The organism is Ohtaekwangia sp. (genome assembly GCF_036786105.1).
Taxonomy (GTDB): Bacteria; Bacteroidota; Bacteroidia; order Cytophagales; family Cyclobacteriaceae; genus Ohtaekwangia.
Genome location: NZ_DAIQRQ010000008.1, coordinates 84,755 through 104,610, shown reverse-complemented (window position 1 = coordinate 104,610; position 19,856 = coordinate 84,755). Strand labels below are relative to the sequence as shown.

The following is a 19,856-nucleotide window of genomic DNA, read 5'->3' as shown; positions in this document are numbered from 1 at the left end:
GCAAATTAGTAGCCTTGGGGGAAAGTTGAGCGTTATGATGTATGAAATTAAAACCGCAGCTCTGGGCAGCATCTCCGAAGATGAATTCTATTACTTCTGCCAGGAAAACGATTCTTTAAACCTCGAAAGAAACCCCAATGGAAATTTTGTTGTAAACGAACCGTCTGGTGTTGAAACCGATGGATACAATATGGATATAGTTTTCGAGTTGAAGCTTTGGAACCGGAAAACCCACGCCGGTCAGGTGCTCGGAAACAATGCGGGGTTTACTTTACCCAACAAGGCCGTGCGCTCGCCCGATGCAGCTTTTATTCAAATCGACCGTTGGAACCGCATTCCTGCCAGAGATCGGAAGAAGTTCGCGCATATATGTCCCGATTTTGTGATCGAGCTGCTCTCTGAAAGCGATTCAACAAAAGCAGTTCACGAAAAAATGCTCGAATGGATCAGTAACGGTTGCAAGCTTGCCTGGTTAATCAATCCTAAAAAGCGAGAAGTAAAAATATATCGCAGCAATGGCGAAATAGTGACGCAGTTATTCAGCAAAAAATTAACAGGCGAAGATATACTTCCGGGGTTCGCTATTCATCTCAATGCTATATTTCCAAAGCGCTGAGCTAGCGGTCTACCTCTCCCATCACCACATCGATCGATCCGATGATCGCGATGAGATCGGCTACCAATATACCTTTCGATATTTCTGGCAAAACAGACAGATTTACAAAGCTGCAGGAACGGCATTTGCATCGAAAGGGTATATCATTGCGCCCGTCTGCACGAAAGAAAAATCCTAGTTCGCCCTTGGGTATTTCGCCCCGTATATAGAAATCTTGCGCCTTCGGTCTGATCTTCTTCGGCACCAGCGCCTGCGGATCGAAATCGCGTGTGCGTCCATGTTCTTTGGTGAGCTTGTCAAGACATTGCTCCACGATCTTCAGGGATTCGTGCAGCTCTCGATAGCGCACATACGTTCTGTCCCAGCAGTCGCCAACCTGCCCCATTTTACCTTCACCGATCGGAATATCAAAATCAAGCTCCGGGTATACGGAGTAACCATCCACCCTGCGCAGGTCGAAACGCAAACCTGATCCACGCAGAACCGGCCCCGTTACGCCCGCGTTGATCGCCAAATCGAGCGGCAATACACCTACGTTGGCTGTGCGGTCGATGAATATCTTGTTATCAATGAGTACTGTTTCGAGCTCTTGCAGTTTTGGCTTTATATAGTTTACAAATTCACGACAGCGATCTTCAAAGCCTACTGGTATATCGTAAAACAACCCTCCGATCCATACATAGTTGTAGAGCAGTCGCGCCCCGGACGCCCATTCGAGCAGCCGCAGTATATGTTCACGATCGCGCATTAACCAGAAGAAAGGTGTAAAGGCTCCTATATCCATACCATACGTGCCGATGGCGATGAAGTGTGAAGCAATGCGATTTAGCTCCGACATCAACACGCGGATATATTCAACACGTTTGGGTATCTGTTCCTGTATTCCCAGCATGCGCTCTACACCCATGGCATACACATGCTCATTGCTCATGGCAGCAACATAATCGAGACGGTCTACAAAAGGTATCACCTGGTTATAGGGCAGATTCTCGGCATGCTTCTCAAAACAACGGTGCAGGTACCCGATGTGCGGAACCACTTCTTTTACGATCTCGCCATCCATCAATACTTCCAGGCGCAGTACACCGTGCGTAGACGGGTGCTGCGGCCCCAGGTTGATAATCATCTCCTCCGATCGCAGGTTCTCCGGCTTTAGCTTGTTAGGCTCCGATAACTCAAGGTTTCCTTCCTTATATTTATACTGTATCCGATCGGTGGGCATTGGGAATTCCTTTTTTAGAGATTCTGCTTTAGTGTTTCGTTTTAATCCACTCAGCTGCGAGCTTTGAGTTGCCAGCTTCAGGCAGTGAGTATATATTTTAATACTCTACCCGAATGTCGCGATAGTATTCCTGGTGCTTATAGTCTTTTCGAAGTGGATATCCTTCCCAGTCGGCTGGCATAAGTATTCTGCGAAGGTCAGGGTGATTTTGAAAGATGATGCCATACATATCGAAGACTTCGCGCTCCATCCAATCGGCAGACTTCCAGATGTGTGTGACAGAATCTGCTATCGGGTTTTCGCGCGGCAGCATAACGCGTATCATCAACTGAAAATTATAGGGGATTGAATACAGATTATATACTACTTCCATTGTAGCTGCCTGCACACCATTGTCGATACCGGTTACGCAGGAAAGCATATCAAAGTAAGCACCGGCATCTTCATGAAGTACAGTACAGATCGTTGCAAGCTTTTCTTTACTCACAACAATGGTAGCCGGTGTACCGGTAGCATCGGCGCGAACGTGGTCGGCTCCTACCCTATCCGTTAGCAAAGTAATGATTGTATCCAGCGTCATTGTAAATTGAAGGTGATATCCGTAAGATCGTTTAATCTTTATCAATCAAAATTACAGAATGAAACGGAATGTACCGTGCGGCCGATGAGATAGTTTTAACGCATTAACGAACGGCTGTAATTATTTTTTTTCTCAGCCACATTGCTGAATCGCAAAACAATGTACCTTTGCATCAGCATTTCACCTCATTCATGTTCAACTTTAAACGAATGAGAATTATGTTGGTACTACGTTCACATATCTTCAAATAACCGCTACGGTAAGCATTTTTACCAGATCAGGTCTGGCATTTTCAAGTCACAAATTTATCCAGTAAAAAATTCAGGGCATCGCCTGTACAAGAGTCGTGGGTTCGCTTATGCCTTGCATAACGCTCACCTATAATTCTACTTTGCTGTCTCTACAGCAAAGGAAGAATCTCTTTGTGCCTGCATAGCCCCTATCAAACCTTTTATGGGCAAACAAAAAATAACGATACATGACCTCGCGGTCATAAACTTTTCTTCGGATGTAGTGAAGAGTCTTGCCATGAATATCATGAACAGGCACTTTAAACATACGCCCCATGAAGAGAAACTAGCACTGATTGTCGATGTGTTGCAGCATCCTGAGAAATATAGGGATCACACAACGCTCGGCATACTGGCACACAAACTCGTAAACATCACCGGCGATGAAATCTTATCGCGCGCGTACGAGCTTGAATATGAGCCGAAGCATTTCGATGTATTTGGCAACAAGCATATTGATGGCAACGCTATTCGCCAGATGGAACTGGCCATGCGCTTACCCATTGCAATAAAAGGCGCGCTGATGCCGGATGCACATCATGGCTATGGCTTGCCTATAGGCGGTGTTCTTGCCACGGAGAACGCCATTATACCGTATGGTGTAGGGATGGACATTGGCTGCCGCATGGCTTTAAGCATTCTGGAATTGCCGGGAAGCTATATTGAACACCACGCGTATGAACTAAAGAAAGCGCTGCAGGAGTTTACACACTTCGGCAATGATGGCTGGCTTGAGTTTGCGCAGGAGCATGCTATACTTGATGACCCGGGCTTTCAGCAAACGCCTTTATTAAAGCGCCTGCATGGCAAGGCTGTAAAACAATTGGGAAGCTCCGGTTCCGGAAATCACTTTGTCGAATTTGGCATCGTTGCCTTGGAAGATGACAACACATTGGGACTTGCGCCGAATCGCTATGCTGCTATACTCTCGCACTCAGGTTCCAGAAGCCTTGGTGCCAACATCGCACAGCACTATACTAATATTGCCAAAAGCAAGTGCAAGCTTCCTCGCGAAGCCCAACAACTGGCATGGCTTGATGGAAGCAGTGAAGAAGGTATAGAATACTGGCTCTCCATGAATCTTGCCGGTGAATATGCCAAAGCCTGTCACGATCAGATCCATAAAAATCTGACGCGTGCGTTGGGCATCGATACACTCATAAAAATAGAAAACCATCACAACTTTGCCTGGAAAGAAAAGTTAGTTGATGGCAAAGGGTATATCGTGCACCGTAAAGGCGCAACACCAGCAGCAGAAGGTATATATGGTGTTATACCGGGCAGCATGACTGCTCCGGGGTATATCGTGCGTGGTAAAGGAAACGAAGCTTCGATCAACTCAGCCGCGCATGGTGCCGGCCGCCAGATGTCGCGGTTGAAAGCAAAGGAGTCGACTACCATGGGCAGCATGAAAAAATTATTGCAGTCTGAGAAAGTTATACTCCTCGGTGGCAGTCCGGAAGAATCACCGGGTGCCTATAAAGACATTGAAGTAGTAATGCAGAGCCAGCACACGCTGGTATCTGTTGAAGGAAAATTCCATCCGAAAATTGTGAGGATGGCGAAAGATTAATTTTTATGGTAATTAAAATTACAGGTAGTAATTCATTTAAAGATGACGACATACTGGTAGATGAACTACTGAAGTATAGTCGTTTGAGGACAAATCGAAGACGGAAAAGAGCACAATACAAGGACTTTGACAAAAAGTTACTACGCCTGCACCGCGAAGAGAAAACGATTAACACTCAAATACGGAATCTAGGTTGGGAAGAGCTCAAACCGCCCATTCAAAATGGATGGAAACGTTCTTTTATACTTCGTGACGATGTTCGAAGAAGTCAACAATCTTTATTCTTTCAAAGAATACTTGATAAAATCAACACAACTGAGTATAGCTGGCGAAAGGACTTCAAAAAGAAGGTAAGACGATATGGCAAAAAGGTGTACGTAACACGTGAACAGAATTTACGAGAATTACCAGCAAACGAATTCTTCAGTGGAAAATTCATAGATACGGAACGACTATACTTTTATGAAGTTATAAAGCATCCACAATGGAGTAAAAAACCAGAGGTATTCTATGTATTTTGTGAATCGTGGAGATTTACACTCAAGGTTCAACCAAGAATGATAACACACATCCGTATTCATGATACATCTCTGAAAAGCAAAAGCCAGGAAATATCCTCTTACCTCGCCCGAAACAATCTTTATCCGAGATTGCTGAAGATATTGCATGGTTATGATCCCTGGAGGTGGAAAGCACAAAAAACAGAAAAGTATATAAATCCAATCAAGAATACGCCACTACATACTATACTCAATGAACACTGGATTGAAAGTAAGTGGAATGACAACCAACATAACCCTCGGATAACCCCGAGGGTTTTCTCTTATAACTTATTTTTTCGGTGGTTGCATTTCTTACGCTGTTGGTAGAATTAAGAATAAGAATTATACTTTATTTTCCATCAGTTTCTCAAGCGCTGTGGGAGCCACCAGGCTTTCGTTTCTGATCTTCTCTTGTAGTTTTAGAAATCCGCCTATAAGTGCTTCCGGTCTTGGCGGGCAGCCGGGTACATATACATCTACCGGCACAATTCTATCGACCCCTTTCACAACGTGATAACCATGTTGCCAATACGGGCCTCCGCAATTGGAACAAGAGCCCATGGAAATAACATAACGCGGCTCTGCCATTTGCTCGTAGAGTCGCTTAATGCGATCGGCCATCTTGAACGTTACGGTTCCGGCTACAATCATCACATCGGCTTGCCGCGGAGATGAACGCGGGGCCATACCGAAACGATCCATATCATATACTGTTGTACCGGTGCTCATAAATTCAATCGCACAGCATGCTATACCAAACGTCATGGGGAACATGGAGGATAGTCTCGCCCAATTGAGCAAGTCGTCCAGTTGTGTTACGATCACTCCACCTTGTTGAAATTTCTGATCCAGTAATCCCTTCATGATTTATTGTTACCCGTTACTTGCGTTTATACTTCTCGTTGATGGCATCGTATAGTTCTCTCGGCACAACAGATTTTACTTCCGTTGGGTTCGGATCAGGTTTGATCCAGTCCAGATGACCATTTACCCAGGCATACGCAAGGCCGAGGGCTAATACAACTATAAAAATGATCATCTCCACCAGAGAGAACCAACCCCATGCGCCATTGGTTTCACGGATCAATTCTTCGTTGGCAAAGATGGTTGCCCACGGAAAGAGAAAAACGATCTCTACTTCGAAAAGCAAAAAGATCAACGCCACAATATAAAAGCGGATATTGAACTGCGTCCAGGCAGCGGTGATAGGTTCTTCACCACTTTCGTAGGTTGATAATTTCTCCGGGTTGGGTCTGTGCGGACGAACAAATCTTGAAACAAGAAATGTAACAAGCACGAAGACGATGCCTCCGACTATATAGAGAAGAATTTCCCCGAATGCTGAGAGATATTGCTGGTCCATCTAATGAACCAAAGATATAACAATCTGCGGGAAAATGTATTTCCCGCAGACGTACGATAATATCCAGCCAGTCCGTTGACTGGAGCTATTTCCAGGCAGCGATGATCACGCCCATCACGGTGAGCGCTACAATGCTGTAGCCGGCATTGATGAGGAATAATTTAAACGATCTTCGTTCGAACAGGTAGTGTGTGCCTACAAAGGTGGCTACCCAACCGAAGCCCGCAAGGAATCCCCACAAGGCACCCATCTCGGGTTTATTTTCCGGTCCCATGAACATGGCAAGGTTTACGGCCGCAATCAGTGCAAGAAAAAAGGCAAGGCTAAAGATCTTGGCCATGTTTGCTCCTTTCATACTCTCTTCTGTAAATCCATTCTCGCGCATCCACGCTTTGCCAAGCACTGCGGGTGAATACCAGATCCCTCCGATGAAGAAGGTGGATGCTGCGGAAGCAAGGATAGCCCAGTAGTTTAGTTCCATGTGTTTTACGTTTTTAAGTTGTAAGGTGTTTAGAAAAAGTGCTTAAGTGTTGGTGTGTTGAAGTCGCAAAGTCATATACTATAATTACTTCCCTGGCTTGTGCATGGAAGTACGGTTTGAAATTCTGAAATTTATACAAACAAAACCGAAGTGTATTACTGAAGCGGAAGATCAATGCCCCCAACCGGAAAAGATATATATCCTGAATTGAACGCCAGGCAGGAAGTAGAGTTGAATGATAAGCTCATTCGCCTGATCGGTATTCCTTTTTTTGGTATCATCATTCCGAATCTTACGGGAATCTTTGGGCCTCTCACCTATCGCGACTTTCGGTATTGGGTTGGATATATATTCTTTATCGCACTCGCAGCAGTGATCTGGCAGGGCAACCGCTATCTGATGTTTCGTACGCGCCAGCGGTTCACCTGGTTCGACAAACCGGTTGAAAAGGTGATTCTGCTTTTCATGAACAATATCTTTTATACTACGCCGCTCACCATTGCCTGGCTATGCCTGTGGTATAGGTGGGCTGGTTTTGAATTTATACATTGGAATACGATCCTGATCGTGGCGCTGGTGAATGTTATCTGTGTATTGTTTGTGATCCATGTATATGAAACCGTATTCATGGTAAAGGAGCAACAAAGTGAGCAGGTAAAAAATGCAGAGCTGTCGCGGGCAAAAGCGGAGGCCGAGCTGGAAGCCTTGAAGAACCAGATCGATCCGCACTTCATGTTCAATTCACTCAACAGTCTTTCGTATCTCATTGGCACATCGCCCGACAAGGCAAAGCTTTTCACTGAAAATCTTGCCGAGGTATATCGCTATATATTGGCACAAAAGGAACAAACGCTGGTAGTGCTGGAAGATGAATTTACCTTTATGGAGAAGTATGCCGAACTTCTGAGACTCCGCTTTGGTGAAGCTTTGGTTATTCAAAAGAATTTCAACAGCGCTGCAACAAAAGAATTTCTGATCCCTCCTATCTCTGCCTTTGTAGCACTGGAAAATGCAGTGAAGCACAACGAAATATCCGAACGTATGCCGCTTCAGATACTCCTTTCCATCGACAATGGATTGCTCAGCATTCAAAATAAAATTCAGCCGAAGCGAAGTATACAACACTCGTCTAAAATAGGATTGAAGAATTTAGATGAGCGTTTCAAGATCATTACCGGTAAAGGAATTAACACGGCACGCGAGCATGAAACCTTTACCGTAACCTTGCCGCTTATATCACTCCATCATTAATTACACATCCATGAATGTTATTATCATTGAAGACGAACTTCTGGCACAAGCTAAACTTGAAGATATGTTGCGTACACTTGATAAATCCATTATAGTGCAGGCCAAGCTTAGCAGTGTAAAAGATTCTATTCAATGGCTGCTGCAGAATCCTTCGCCTGATCTTGCGTTTGTAGATATACAGCTTTCGGATGACCACTCGTTCGAGATCTTCCGGGCGCATCCGGTTACTTTCCCGGTAATTTTTACTACAGCGTACGATAAATATTTACTCGAGAGCTTTGAGTTTAACGCGATCGATTATTTACTGAAACCGATCAGCGAAGATAAGCTGAAGCGTTCACTGGAAAAAGTTGCTGTGTTGCGCGATCATTTTCTACAGGGTAATCTTTTGAAGTTTATCCAGAATATACAACAGCAGCCTGCACGTAACCGGATCATTGCCAAGAAAGGAACTGAGTTTGTTGCACTAGATCTTTGCGATGTTGCTTACTTCTATACAGAGCATAAGATTGTGTTCGCGAAAGATTTCAGCGGACGTCAGCTGATACTGGATAAAACTATAGGGGAATTGGAATCGGAGGTTAACCCGAAAGATTTCTTCAGACTCAATCGCAAGTTCCTGGCGAACATGAAATCGATCGAGCGGTTTAAACCCGACAATGGGAAGATCAGGATATTTTTAAACCCCGAAATGAAAGAGGAAGTCCATGTAAGCAAAGAGACTGCCCCGGAATTTCGGCTATGGATTGAAGGAAGAGTTTAAAATTTCCCACAGAAATCACAGAATTACACAGATTAAACCACGGAATGTAAACACCACACTCAAACTCTCTCCTACACAACCGGAGGCTTGCAACTAGCAGCCGGCAGCTATTTTTTTCAGCTGACGCGGAGTTTCAATTTCTTGCCGAGTTCTTCTACGGATGCTTTGAAGTTGGGATCGGTTTTCATCATGTCTTCTACGGATTCGAGGGCGTGGATTACCGTGCTGTGGTCACGGCCTCCGAAGTTTTCACCGATCAATGCCAGTGTAAGTTGTGTGTAGCGCTTGCAGAAGTACATGGCTACCTGGCGTGGTATAACGATCTCGCGTTTTTTTACTTTGCCTTTCATGGCATCGAGATCAACTTTATAAAATTCGGAAACAGTCTTCTGGATAAAATCTACACTAACGTCTGACTGAATTTCCTTGATGATGTTCTTGAGTACTTCTTTCGCCAGTTCAAGATCGATTTCTTTCTTGAGCAGCGTAGCGTGGAAGATCAGCGAGTTCAGCACACCTTCCATATCGCGCAGGTTGGTATCAACACTATATGCGAGGTATTCTGATACTTCCGTTGGAATCTGAATACCATCAGCCAGCATCTTGCGATTGATGATGGCAAGCTTTGTTTCAAAATCAGGTTCCTGCAAATCGGCAGTCAGTCCCCACTTGAAACGCGACAGAAGTCTTTCCTGAAAACCTTTCATATCGCGCGGAGGGCAATCACTCGTCATGATGATTTGCTTACCCGATTGATGCAGTTGATTGAAGATGTGGAAAAACATCTCTTGAGTTTTTTCGCGACCAGCCAGGAATTGCACGTCATCCAGAATCAATAAATCTACCTGCAGGTAAAAATTCTGAAACTCCTGTACCTTATGATTCTGCAGTGCGTTGAGGAACTGCGTTGTAAAATCATTCTGATCTATATACAGCACCACTTTGTTTGGCATGCTGTTTTTAATCTCATTACCAATAGCCTGTACAAGGTGTGTTTTTCCCACGCCTACACCACCGTATAACATCAGCGGGTTGAACGAGGTAACACCTGGTTTTTTTGCAACCGCCAAACCTGCCGAGCGCGCCAGGCGATTACAATCCCCTTCTACAAAATTATCGAAAGTATAGGTTGTATTCAGGCGTGAATTGATCGCCTGTGGATTTACTGCTTTATAGGTAAAGGGAGAATAATCATCAGCGCCAAAATTACCATTAACAGCACTTCTTCGATTGCCCGCTCCATTTACCGGATAATTTACCGATACGGGAGGCGTTTGCTTATCGCCACTGTCAACAACAACGGAGTATTCAAGCCGGCCGGTAGGCCCCAGCACGGTATGGATCGCTTTCTTTAATACCGGTACATAATTGTCTTCCAGCCATTCGTAAAAGAATTGTGACGGCACCTGAATGGTCAGCACATCGCCATCCACACGCAGTGGAGCAATTGGCTTGAACCATGTATTGAAGTTCTCTTCGCCAACATTCTCGCGAATTACTTCAAGACAATCGTTCCATACTGTACCGCTGCTGACTTCCATTTAAGCTCTGAATTTGTTGGGATTTTCAGTTTCCTTTTTAGAGAAAGGGAGACAAAGATGTAAAAAAAGAGTTTAAGAAAACAAGTTGTATTCTCTTTGATTTTCACAAAAAAAATTTACCTCCAAAATTTTAATTTTAAAACGCAAAAGGTTGGTAAAAACTTAAGTAAAATTGGGTCGAATCGTTATAAAATATGGCTGAAAAAAATTTCCGTGATCTGCTCCGCGAAACCTTCCCAAAAAATTCACTGCAAGAATGGCAACGTGCTGCTTCGCAGGAAAATGAAGGTAAAGATATTAACACGTTAGACTGGAGTACTGCTAATGGTTTGATATTCAAGCCGTATTATGAATATGGAAGTACAGGCCCTCTTTTTAGTCTTGCACCTTCGTGTATTCCGTTCGCAAATCCGCGCAATTGGTGGAATTGTCCGCCAGTACATGTAACAAATGCGGTTACAGCCAATAAAATTGCACTGCACCATTTGGCACAAGGTGCTGATGGAATTTTATTCGATATTTCGTCAACGACTGCTCCTGATTTCAAATCACTTCTTCAGGGTATTGACTGGCCTTATTGTACCGTATCATTTATACTGCGTGACACGAGCACCGCTGTATTGCTGGCAGAGTATATTTCAAAAAATAATTTTCCTGCCGATTCGCTTACAGGAACGTTATTCTGGAAGAATCTGCCGACAGATTACCAAGCGATCCTATCACATTTCACTTCGCAAAAAAAGATCAACAGCCTCGGTATAATAATACCTCCTTCTACTGCGATAGAAGAGATCAGCGAAGCGCTTTCAAAAGGTATACATATTCTACAGGCGTTTGCCGATGAAGCAGGCAAGGCCACTGCTTTCCGTCAGATCGCTTTCCATATTGCATCCGGAAAAGATTTCCTGCAGCAGATCGGTAAATTCAAATCGCTGCGTTATTTATGGCATCACCTCGCACATGCAGAGGGTATAAAAAATTATAGCATCAGCGACCTGCATATTCATGCAGTCTCCGAAGTATTTGCAGAAGAACGGTTTCAGCCTCACGGCAACATGCTGAAAGAAACAACCGCTGCCATGAGCGCAGTGCTAGGTGGTTGCGATGCGCTTACCGTAATACCGGAAGATGAGAACAACGCCACCATGAATCGCATTAGCAGAAATGTTTCTACTATTCTGCGCGAAGAATCGCATCTCGATAAAGTAAGTGATGCACTGGCCGGTGCCTATATACTGGAAGACATGGTGAAAGCCATGACACAGGAAGCCTGGAAGACATTTACAGAGAAGAGTAAATATACTTCGGCCCTGCCTCTGCCTGAAAATAAAATGGCCTCTCCCAACAATACTCCTTCCACGTGGACAAGTCCGGAGAAGATCGCTGTAAAATCATATTATACTCCGGAAGATATAGCCGATGCACCCCATCTATACTATACCGCCGGCATACCGCCCTACCTGCGCGGCCCGTATGCATCGATGTATACAATCAAGCCGTGGACGATACGGCAATATGCAGGATTCTCGACTGCAACAGAATCCAATGCGTTTTATAGGAGAAATCTGGCAGCAGGCCAGCGCGGCCTTTCAGTAGCATTCGATCTTGCTACACACCGCGGGTATGACTCTGATCACATTCGCGTAACCGGTGATGTAGGGAAAGCAGGTGTTGCTATCGATTCGGTTCTGGATATGAAGCTATTGTTCGACCAGATTCCACTGGACAAGATGTCGGTATCCATGACAATGAATGGTGCCGTGTTGCCGATCATGGCCTTCTATATTGTAGCTGCCGAAGAGCAGGGTGTTAAGCCACAGCAACTCAGCGGCACCATACAAAATGATATACTCAAAGAGTTCATGGTGCGCAACACATATATATATCCTCCTGCGCCTTCCATGAAAATTGTAGCGGATATATTTGAGTATACTTCGAAGTATATGCCGAAGTTCAATTCCATCAGCATCAGCGGCTATCACATGCACGAAGCGGGAGCACCGGCACACATTGAATTAGCCTATACCATTGCAGATGGACTGGAATATATCCGCACCGGATTGAAGGCTGGTATAGCGATCGATGATTTTGCACCGCGCCTTTCTTTCTTCTGGGGTATTGGCATGAACTTCTTTATGGAAATTGCCAAGATGCGGGCGGGAAGATTGCTGTGGTCGTATGTAGTGAAGCAATTCAATCCGAAGAATCCAAAGTCGATGGCATTGCGCACACACTGTCAGACTTCAGGTTGGAGCCTGACGGAACAAGATCCGTACAACAATGTTACCCGCACCTATATCGAAGCACTGGCCGCCATTGTAGGCGGCACGCAATCGCTTCACACCAACTCCCTGGATGAAGCCATCGCTTTGCCTACCGATTTCTCTGCACGTATAGCACGCAATACGCAGCTCTTCATTGAGAAAGAAACCGATGTAACAAAAGTGGTTGACCCGGCCGGTGGCTCGTATTATGTAGAAAGCCTCACAGCCGAACTTGCCGAAAAAGCATGGGAGCTGATTGAAGAAGTTGAAAAATTAGGAGGCATGACCAAAGCAATCGAGAGCGGTATACCGAAGATGCGCATTGAGCAGGCTGCCGCTGCAAAGCAGGCACGCATTGATTCAGGACGCGATGTTATAGTCGGTGTCAATAAATATCAGACCGATGAGAAAGCTGTATTGGATATACTGGAAGTAGACAACACCGCTGTGCGCAGCGAGCAGGTAGCGCGACTGCAAACCTTAAAAGCAGAACGCAACAATACCGATGTAGAAGCCGCACTGCAGGCGTTGACACGCAGTGCTGAAACAGGCGAAGGAAATTTACTGGAACTTGCCGTAGATGCTGCGCGCAAACGCGCCACCCTGGGAGAAATATCTTCAGCGCTTGAAAAAGTATTTGGCCGCTATAAGGCTACCATACGATCGGTTTCCGGAGTATATTCAGGGGAAATGAAAAGTCAGAAAGAGTTTGAAGAAGCACGTGCTCTCTCCGATCGCTTTGCCGAACTGGACGGACGCAGGCCCCGGATCCTGGTAGCCAAAATGGGACAGGATGGTCACGACCGCGGTGCTAAAGTAATTGCCACCAGTTTTGCTGACCTCGGCTTTGATGTAGATATAGGGCCGCTCTTTCAAACTCCCGATGAAGTAGCGATGCAGGCTGCAGAAAATGATGTACACATTGTAGGTGCATCCAGTCTGGCCGGCGGCCACAAAACATTAGTGCCTGAACTCATTGAATCGCTAAAACGCATCGGCCGCCCCGACATTATGGTAGTAGCCGGAGGCGTAATTCCCCAACAGGATTACGATTTCCTTTACAACGCAGGTGTATCGTTCGTCTTCGGGCCTGGAACAGTGATTACAGAAGCTGCGAAGGAGGTGTTGAAAAAACTTATTGAGGAATAGCTGGAATAGCTACCAGCCTTTAGCTGCTGGCTGCCAGAGGTGTGAGTTTGGGGTGAGGGATGTGCCGCGCATTCTGTGATTTCATCTGTGTAATTGTGTTCCAGATAACTAATCGGGGCGTGAGAACGAAAAGTGCTTCCGGACTTACCGTCTTTCTGACTTGCATTCTTCTGTGTAATTCTGTGCGTTCTGTGGGAAACAAAATTTACTTTTTCTTCTCGTTCTTAAAATCAAGAGAAGTAGAGTTTACACAATATCGCTTACCTGTAAGTGTAGGACCATCGTCAAACAAGTGCCCGAGGTGAGAACCGCAGCGTCCGCAGAGTATCTCGGTACGTGTCATGCCGTGGGAGTAGTCCATAACCTTTTTAATTTTTCCGCCTTCAATTTCTTTGTCAAAGCTTGGCCATCCACATTCGGAATCAAATTTCATATCGGAAGTAAACAGTTCATTGCCACAGGCGGCACATACATATACTCCTTTGTCTTTATGCAAATAGTATTTACCCGTGAATGGTCTGTCAGTACCTTTTTCCCGCAGAATATAATATTGCTCGGGTGTAAGCATCGCTTTCCACTCCGCATCGGTGTGGTTAATCACCTTGCTGGTATCCTGTACAATCTTTGCTTTCGCCTGCTTCTGCTGCGCGGTGGGCTGACTGTTACCGGTACATGACCACAATTGCAACGCTATCAATACTGCTCCAATGAATTTATACATAGTTTGAATTTGCTATTTGTCACTGTATACGATAAACAGTGGTAAGAAGGATTTGGTTTTGACAGCGTTTGTCTTTTACACGACACTTCCGGTTACTCCGGGCCGAGCGACTGATGTTCGCAGGCCAGACCTTTCGTTTCAAACTCAATGGTGGCGTGATGAATGTTTATTTTCTTTAGCTCTGCTTTGAGCTTCGATTTCAGCATTTCCAGTGGTTGTGCTTCCAGGGGTGTTTTCAATACAGCATGCGTGGTGAGTATATTATACCGGCCATCCATGGTCCAGATGTGCAGATCGTGTGTACCTTCTATCTCTTCAAAATTCAGAAATGCTTTCTTTACTTTCGCTTCTGATACCGCGTGAGGCACGCCCTGTAAAATGATCTGAAACGCACCGCGCATATTCCGGTATACATTTACCAGTATAATCACCGCAATGATCATCGATAGCAGCGGGTCAATAGCAGGTGCATCTACAAATTTCATCACAACACTTCCGATCAACACCGCTACCCAGCCGAGTACATCTTCCAGAAAATGCAGTGATATTACTTTCTCATTGATCGTCTCTCCTTTCTTAAGCCGGAGCATCGCCGCACCATTCACTGCTATACCAACTATGGCAAACACCAGCATACCCGTTGTATCGGGTTGTTCAGGATGAAACAGGCGCTCAAAAGATTCTTTCAATATGAACACGGACCCTACAATCAACACAATGGAATTGATGAATGCACCGATAAGCGAGAAGCGCTGATAACCGTAGGTATACACTTTATCGCTTTTCTGTTTCGACTTCTGTTCGAAGAACCATGCTGTTCCCAACGACAAGCTATCACCCAGGTCGTGCAGCGCATCAGAAAGAATAGCTACGGAGTTGGTATAGAAACCGCCTACCAGCTCCAGCAACGCAAAAGCTGTGTTGATCCAGAATGCAACTTTGATGTTATCGCCTGCATGATGATGGTGACCGTGGCCATGACTGTGATGATCATGATAATCGAGATCATGGTTGTGGTCATGGTTATGATGATTGTGTGTATGATCGAAATGATCGTCCATTCCTAACAATTTTAGTGCTGTAAATTTCTGCACAAAGGGCCTGCAACAGGAGTGCAACAACGGTATTTTTTCAACCCATCGTACCCGTCAAATTTACTCCCATACTTATGTGATGGCAGGCCGGAAAGTCCGGTGATTTTGGTAATTTAGATGTTGAATTGTCTAACTGACTCTAGCCATGAAAAAAACGGGAGTTTTGGTGCTGGCCCTTGTCCTTGCGATGGGGTATATGCCGGTATTTAGCCAGAATAAAAAATTTGATAAATCTCTCCACAAGATCGATGCCTCTTTCGCATCCGGTAGCTTTACCAAAGCGGGCAGCTCGCTACAGAAATTAAAGAAATCGATAACCTCAAAAATGGGCCAGCAGAATGCCTATATGCCGGGCCTATATTTGCGTGAAGCGCGCATTAGTCTTGCCACGGGGGTGCTAGCCGGTTTTGAAACAGCCTTGAACAACGCACTCACCAGCAGCCAGGCAATGTATGGTGACAACAGCACAAGCTACGCCACCACGCTGATCGATGTTGCTTCCATTTACAACGACTACGGCAACTATCGCATCAGTCGTGAATACCTGGGCAAAGCCAAGGAACTGCTTACTAAAACGAATCAGATGACGGATGCCCTCAATGGCAAAATCGCGCTGACAGAAGCAGAAGCCATGATCGGCCAGGGTTTCTGCAACGATGCACTGGTGATACTCGATGGCGTAGAGAAATATTTCGTTTCGCGTGCTATTGAAAAAGAATCTATAGCCGATGGTGCCACCATTAAAACGCAGCGTGTACCCATTGAAGAGATACCTCAGCGCTATGGCGACTATGCACGGCTCCTGAATCTTCGCCTGAAAGCCTATACCAAAAAAGGGAGAATCTCCATCATTGGTGGCGATACCGAGACCGCCGACAATGCCTATTCGTCAATTCGTGCCTGGCTGAAAGGTAAATCCAGATTTCTGGGTGAGACAAGCCTCGCAGAAGTAGAAGCACGCTATACTTTCGCAAAAGCGCTGGAAGAAAACGGAACAAAGCATGAGAATGATCTGGACTTCGATAACATTCTAAGCGACCTGAAGAAGCGTGTTAATCCTACCAACTCACTGGCACATGATATTTACCTCGATTACCTCGAAGTATTATTGAAAACCGAAAACCGCGCGCGTTACCTGAATACAAAACTGGAATATGAGAAAGTACTCGATAAATATTTTCCCAAGAACAGTATTCATCGCGAGAATGAAGAAGCGGTTGAATTCAACTCAAAACTGAGTCGCGATAAAACAAGAAACCTGGAAGCAGACGCTTTGGAAGTATTAAAGAAACTTCCCAAGAACTATATCACGTCAGCACGCACCGTGGAATTTCTGTTTGATGTTTCGCTTCGCGAAGAAAGATATACTTCGGCTGAAAGTTATCTGAACCAGTTAGCCGATATCAAGAAAGAACTCTATGGAGAAAATTCTCCCGAGTATCACCTGGCAAGAATTAACCTCGCAAATTTTTACCTGGACTATACCAACAAGCTTGAGGAGGCAGGCAAGATATACAAGGAAAGTTACTTTGGTGTGGTTGAAAAGCAAATCGGCGAACAACACAAAGACCTGCTTAATATTCTGAATCACATTGCCACCTGGTATGAGCTGACGGATCAATATGACCTTGCGTTAAAGACATTGAACGATGCCTCTGATAAAGCGGTGCTGAAATATAGTAACGAAGATCCTGAATACGGTAAAGAGCTTGATCGTATAGCAGGCCTCGCACTCAAGATCGGTCAGTACGAGAAAGCTGAAGCCGACATTACAAAAGCGCTTACCATTCTGGAAGAATACAGAAAGGACAATGACCGTGTTGCTGACTATGTACATGCTATCGACACGCAGGCAAAGCTCTTTGGTATAAAAGGTTTGTTTGATGAAGCTGAAGATAACCTGGATCGCTCTGCAAGGCTCATCTCCAAAGCAAAAGGAGAAGTGGGCAGCGAGCTGGCAACAGGCGAAGAGCTTACATCGCTGTTCATTCAGCTCGGAGGCTTTTTTGAAGCAGACAATCTATTGAAGACGCAAATACCGGAGTATGAAAAACTATACGGTAAAAATTCGGTACGCCTTATTGAACCGCTGGTGAACAAAGGGCGCATTCTCCTGGCGAAAGGTGATTATACAGAAGCCGAACGCACTGCACAGCGTGCCAACCAGATCGCGATAAAGACATACGGTGAAACCTCCACCAAAACAGCGCCTACACAAAAACTGCTCAGCGATATATACTATACCCTGGGAGATTACGACAAAGCACAAGACAATGTAGTGAAAGCCATTGCGAGCCAGGAAAAACAGTTTGGACGCAATCATATTGAAGTAGCCAAGTCGTTATCGCAATTGGCGCTGATCAAGTTCTACAAAGGCGACAACCGCAAAGATGTAGAGAAGCTGATGATTGAGTCGCGTGATATTATGGCGGCCAAGCTGGGCAAGGACAATCCACAGTATGCCGAGATATTGAAAAATGTAGCGGTGCTCTATATCTCCGAAAAGAAATTCGATATCGCTTTCAACTCCCTTACCGTTGCAGAAAATATCTGGCGCACTAAAACCGGCAACAAGAACAACATCAATACCGCCAGCATTTATACCCTTACGGGAGATGTATATTACCAGCAGAAGAATTACAAGAAGGCAGAAGAGTTCTATACCAAAGCCAAAGACTTGTACGAGAAATTCTTCAGTTCGTCACACCCGGAATATGTAAAGGTGCTGTCGAAGCTCAGCAAAGTATATTACATGCAGAAAGACTACAAGCGTTCGAAGAAGCTGATCGAAGAAGCTTTGAACGACTACGAAATGTTCATCAAAAACTTCTTCCCTGCCTTGAGCGAGCGTGAAAAAGCCAAGTACTGGAACACGATCAAAGGTGACTTTGAATTTTACAATACGCTTGCCTTCAGCAACCTGGAAGACTTCAAAGACCTTTCGGGCAAAGTATATAATTACCAGCTGCTCACCAAAGCTTTGCTGCTCAGCTCTTCTATCAAGATACGCGAACGCATCCTCAACAGCTCCGATGAACAGTTGAAATCGCAGTACAACACGTGGATACAAAAGAAGGAACAACTTACACTGGCATTGTCGATGAGTCCTGCGCAATTGCTGGAAGCACAGATCGACCCGGCCGTTTTGCAACAGGAAGTAGAGCGGCTGGAAAAAGACCTGAGTCAAAACTCAGACCTGCTGCGCCAAACGTTTGACGACAAGCGCATCACCTTCGATGATGTGAAGAAAGTATTAAAGCCAAACGATGTTGCCATTGAGATGGTGCGTTATCGTTACTTCAATCATACCTTAACTGATTCGGTAATTTACGCAGCGCTATATCTCAAAAAAGATCTCTCCAAACCCAAAGCCATTATGCTGAAAGACGGGAAGAAGATGGAGAATCGTTACTTCAAGTTCTATCGCAATGCTATCACCGGTAAAATACCGGATACTTATTCGTATGATGTATTCTGGAAACCGATACAGGATGAGATCGGCCAGGTGGCAACCGTATACCTGTCGGCTGACGGGGTCTATAACCAGATCAACCTCGAAGCCATTCCAACACCGGATGGCCGTTACGTAATCGACAACTCAAACATTGTATTGGTGAGCAATACCAAAGATTTATACCTGCGCAATGTCAAGTCGCGATTATCTCCTCCGGAAAATACGGCTACGATGTTTGGCAACCCGACATTCTACCTCACCGCTTCTGCCGATCAGAGTATATCTCCGCTGCCCGGCACGGAGAAGGAAGTAACACAGGTGCAGTTCATGCTGAAACAGAAGGGCTGGCTCACGGCAGAGTATGTAGAGAAGTCGGCATCGGAAGAAAAGATTAAAGAGATGAACAATCCGAAGATATTCCATATTGCTACACACGGATTTTACAGACCCACTACACAGGTAACACTGGAGCAACAGATAGAAGGTAACGAAGCCGTGCTGGCACAAAATCCGCTAATGCGCACCGGGCTTTTATTGAAAGGTGCTGGCGACCTGATGGATAAAACAAGCTATAACTTTAACATGGAGAACGGTATACTCACCGCCTACGAAGCCATGAGCCTGAACCTTGACAAGACCGACCTGGTGGTATTGAGTGCCTGCGAAACTGGTCTTGGCGATCTGGAAGCGGGTGAAGGTGTATATGGTTTGCAGCGTGCATTCCTCGTGGCAGGCGCAAAGGTTCTCATCATGAGTATGTTTAAAGTAGATGACGAAGCAACACAGCAATTGATGCTGAAGTTTTACCAGAAGTGGCTTAACACCGGCAACCTGCGCCAGAGCTTTGTAGATGCTAAAAAAGAACTCCGCACAGACTACCCTGAACCTATCTACTGGGGTGCATTTATTATGATTGGGCTGGACTAGGAAATAGTTGCGAGCTGTGAGTTAC

At 45.2% G+C, this 19,856-nt stretch carries 14 protein-coding genes and 1 pseudogene; 7 read left to right on the top strand and 8 right to left on the bottom strand.

Annotated features, from left to right (window positions below; all coding sequences use genetic code 11):
- The first annotated feature begins 34 nt into the window (after positions 1 to 34).
- Complete coding sequence (locus V7Q33_RS06295; protein ID WP_331978561.1) at positions 35 to 616, top strand: Uma2 family endonuclease; 582 nt, start codon at positions 35 to 37, stop codon at positions 614 to 616.
- A 1-nt stretch (position 617) separates the two neighbouring features.
- On the opposite strand, the gene V7Q33_RS06290 is transcribed toward V7Q33_RS06295, so the two are convergent.
- The gene (locus V7Q33_RS06290) at positions 618 to 1,838 is read right to left on the bottom strand and encodes an NADH-quinone oxidoreductase subunit D (protein ID WP_333819280.1); all 1,221 of its coding nucleotides are present in this window, start codon (positions 1,836 to 1,838) and stop codon (positions 618 to 620) included.
- 97 nt (positions 1,839 to 1,935) lie between these two features.
- On the bottom strand, positions 1,936 to 2,418 hold the full coding sequence (locus V7Q33_RS06285) for an NADH-quinone oxidoreductase subunit C (protein ID WP_331978557.1): 483 nt from the start codon (positions 2,416 to 2,418) through the stop codon (positions 1,936 to 1,938).
- 453 nt (positions 2,419 to 2,871) lie between these two features.
- On the opposite strand from V7Q33_RS06285, the gene V7Q33_RS06280 reads away from it, so the two are divergent.
- A complete protein-coding gene (locus V7Q33_RS06280) occupies positions 2,872 to 4,281 on the top strand; it encodes an RtcB family protein (RefSeq protein ID WP_333819279.1) in 1,410 nt (469 codons plus the stop codon).
- An 884-nt stretch (positions 4,282 to 5,165) separates the two neighbouring features.
- Here V7Q33_RS06280 and V7Q33_RS06275 read toward each other — a convergent pair.
- The 3 genes from V7Q33_RS06275 to V7Q33_RS06265 all read right to left on the bottom strand — a co-directional run bounded on the left by V7Q33_RS06275 (position 5,166) and on the right by V7Q33_RS06265 (position 6,667).
- Positions 5,166 to 5,687, bottom strand: coding sequence for an NADH-quinone oxidoreductase subunit B (locus V7Q33_RS06275; protein WP_331978553.1), 522 nt, complete (start codon positions 5,685 to 5,687; stop codon positions 5,166 to 5,168).
- A 16-nt stretch (positions 5,688 to 5,703) separates the two neighbouring features.
- Positions 5,704 to 6,186 carry an NADH-quinone oxidoreductase subunit A gene (locus tag V7Q33_RS06270; protein WP_331978551.1) on the bottom strand — a complete coding sequence of 161 codons (483 nt, stop codon included), beginning with the start codon at positions 6,184 to 6,186 and terminating at the stop codon, positions 5,704 to 5,706.
- 85 nt (positions 6,187 to 6,271) lie between these two features.
- Positions 6,272 to 6,667 (bottom strand): DUF1761 domain-containing protein, encoded by a 396-nt coding sequence (locus V7Q33_RS06265; RefSeq protein ID WP_331978549.1) that lies wholly within the window; start codon positions 6,665 to 6,667, stop codon positions 6,272 to 6,274.
- A 174-nt stretch (positions 6,668 to 6,841) separates the two neighbouring features.
- Here V7Q33_RS06265 and V7Q33_RS06260 point away from each other — a divergent pair, with 174 nt between their 5' ends.
- Both V7Q33_RS06260 and V7Q33_RS06255 read left to right on the top strand, forming a co-directional pair.
- A complete protein-coding gene (locus V7Q33_RS06260; protein WP_331978547.1) occupies positions 6,842 to 7,918 on the top strand; it encodes a sensor histidine kinase in 1,077 nt (358 codons plus the stop codon).
- A gap of 10 nt (positions 7,919 to 7,928) precedes the next feature.
- Complete coding sequence (locus V7Q33_RS06255; RefSeq protein ID WP_333819278.1) at positions 7,929 to 8,681, top strand: LytR/AlgR family response regulator transcription factor; 753 nt, start codon at positions 7,929 to 7,931, stop codon at positions 8,679 to 8,681.
- A gap of 116 nt (positions 8,682 to 8,797) precedes the next feature.
- Here the strand turns inward: V7Q33_RS06255 and dnaA are convergent, their stop codons facing one another.
- Positions 8,798 to 10,222 carry a chromosomal replication initiator protein DnaA gene (gene dnaA / locus V7Q33_RS06250; protein ID WP_331978543.1) on the bottom strand — a complete coding sequence of 475 codons (1,425 nt, stop codon included), beginning with the start codon at positions 10,220 to 10,222 and terminating at the stop codon, positions 8,798 to 8,800.
- Between the two features lie 194 nt (positions 10,223 to 10,416).
- Here dnaA and V7Q33_RS06245 point away from each other — a divergent pair.
- A pseudogene (locus V7Q33_RS06245) lies at positions 10,417 to 11,499 on the top strand (methylmalonyl-CoA mutase family protein); the annotation flags it as partial.
- Positions 11,500 to 11,553: 54 nt separating this feature from the next.
- Complete coding sequence (gene scpA, locus V7Q33_RS06240; protein ID WP_333819294.1) at positions 11,554 to 13,635, top strand: methylmalonyl-CoA mutase; 2,082 nt, start codon at positions 11,554 to 11,556, stop codon at positions 13,633 to 13,635.
- Positions 13,636 to 13,840: 205 nt separating this feature from the next.
- Here the strand turns inward: scpA and msrB are convergent, their stop codons facing one another.
- Positions 13,841 to 14,356 carry a peptide-methionine (R)-S-oxide reductase MsrB gene (gene msrB, locus V7Q33_RS06235; RefSeq protein ID WP_331978541.1) on the bottom strand — a complete coding sequence of 172 codons (516 nt, stop codon included), beginning with the start codon at positions 14,354 to 14,356 and terminating at the stop codon, positions 13,841 to 13,843.
- A gap of 92 nt (positions 14,357 to 14,448) precedes the next feature.
- Positions 14,449 to 15,417: a cation diffusion facilitator family transporter gene (locus V7Q33_RS06230; protein WP_333819277.1), complete on the bottom strand. Its 969-nt coding sequence runs from the start codon at positions 15,415 to 15,417 to the stop codon at positions 14,449 to 14,451.
- A gap of 178 nt (positions 15,418 to 15,595) precedes the next feature.
- Between V7Q33_RS06230 and V7Q33_RS06225 the strand changes: the two genes are divergently transcribed.
- Positions 15,596 to 19,831 carry a CHAT domain-containing protein gene (locus V7Q33_RS06225; RefSeq protein ID WP_333819276.1) on the top strand — a complete coding sequence of 1,412 codons (4,236 nt, stop codon included), beginning with the start codon at positions 15,596 to 15,598 and terminating at the stop codon, positions 19,829 to 19,831.
- The last annotated feature ends 25 nt before the right edge of the window (positions 19,832 to 19,856 follow it).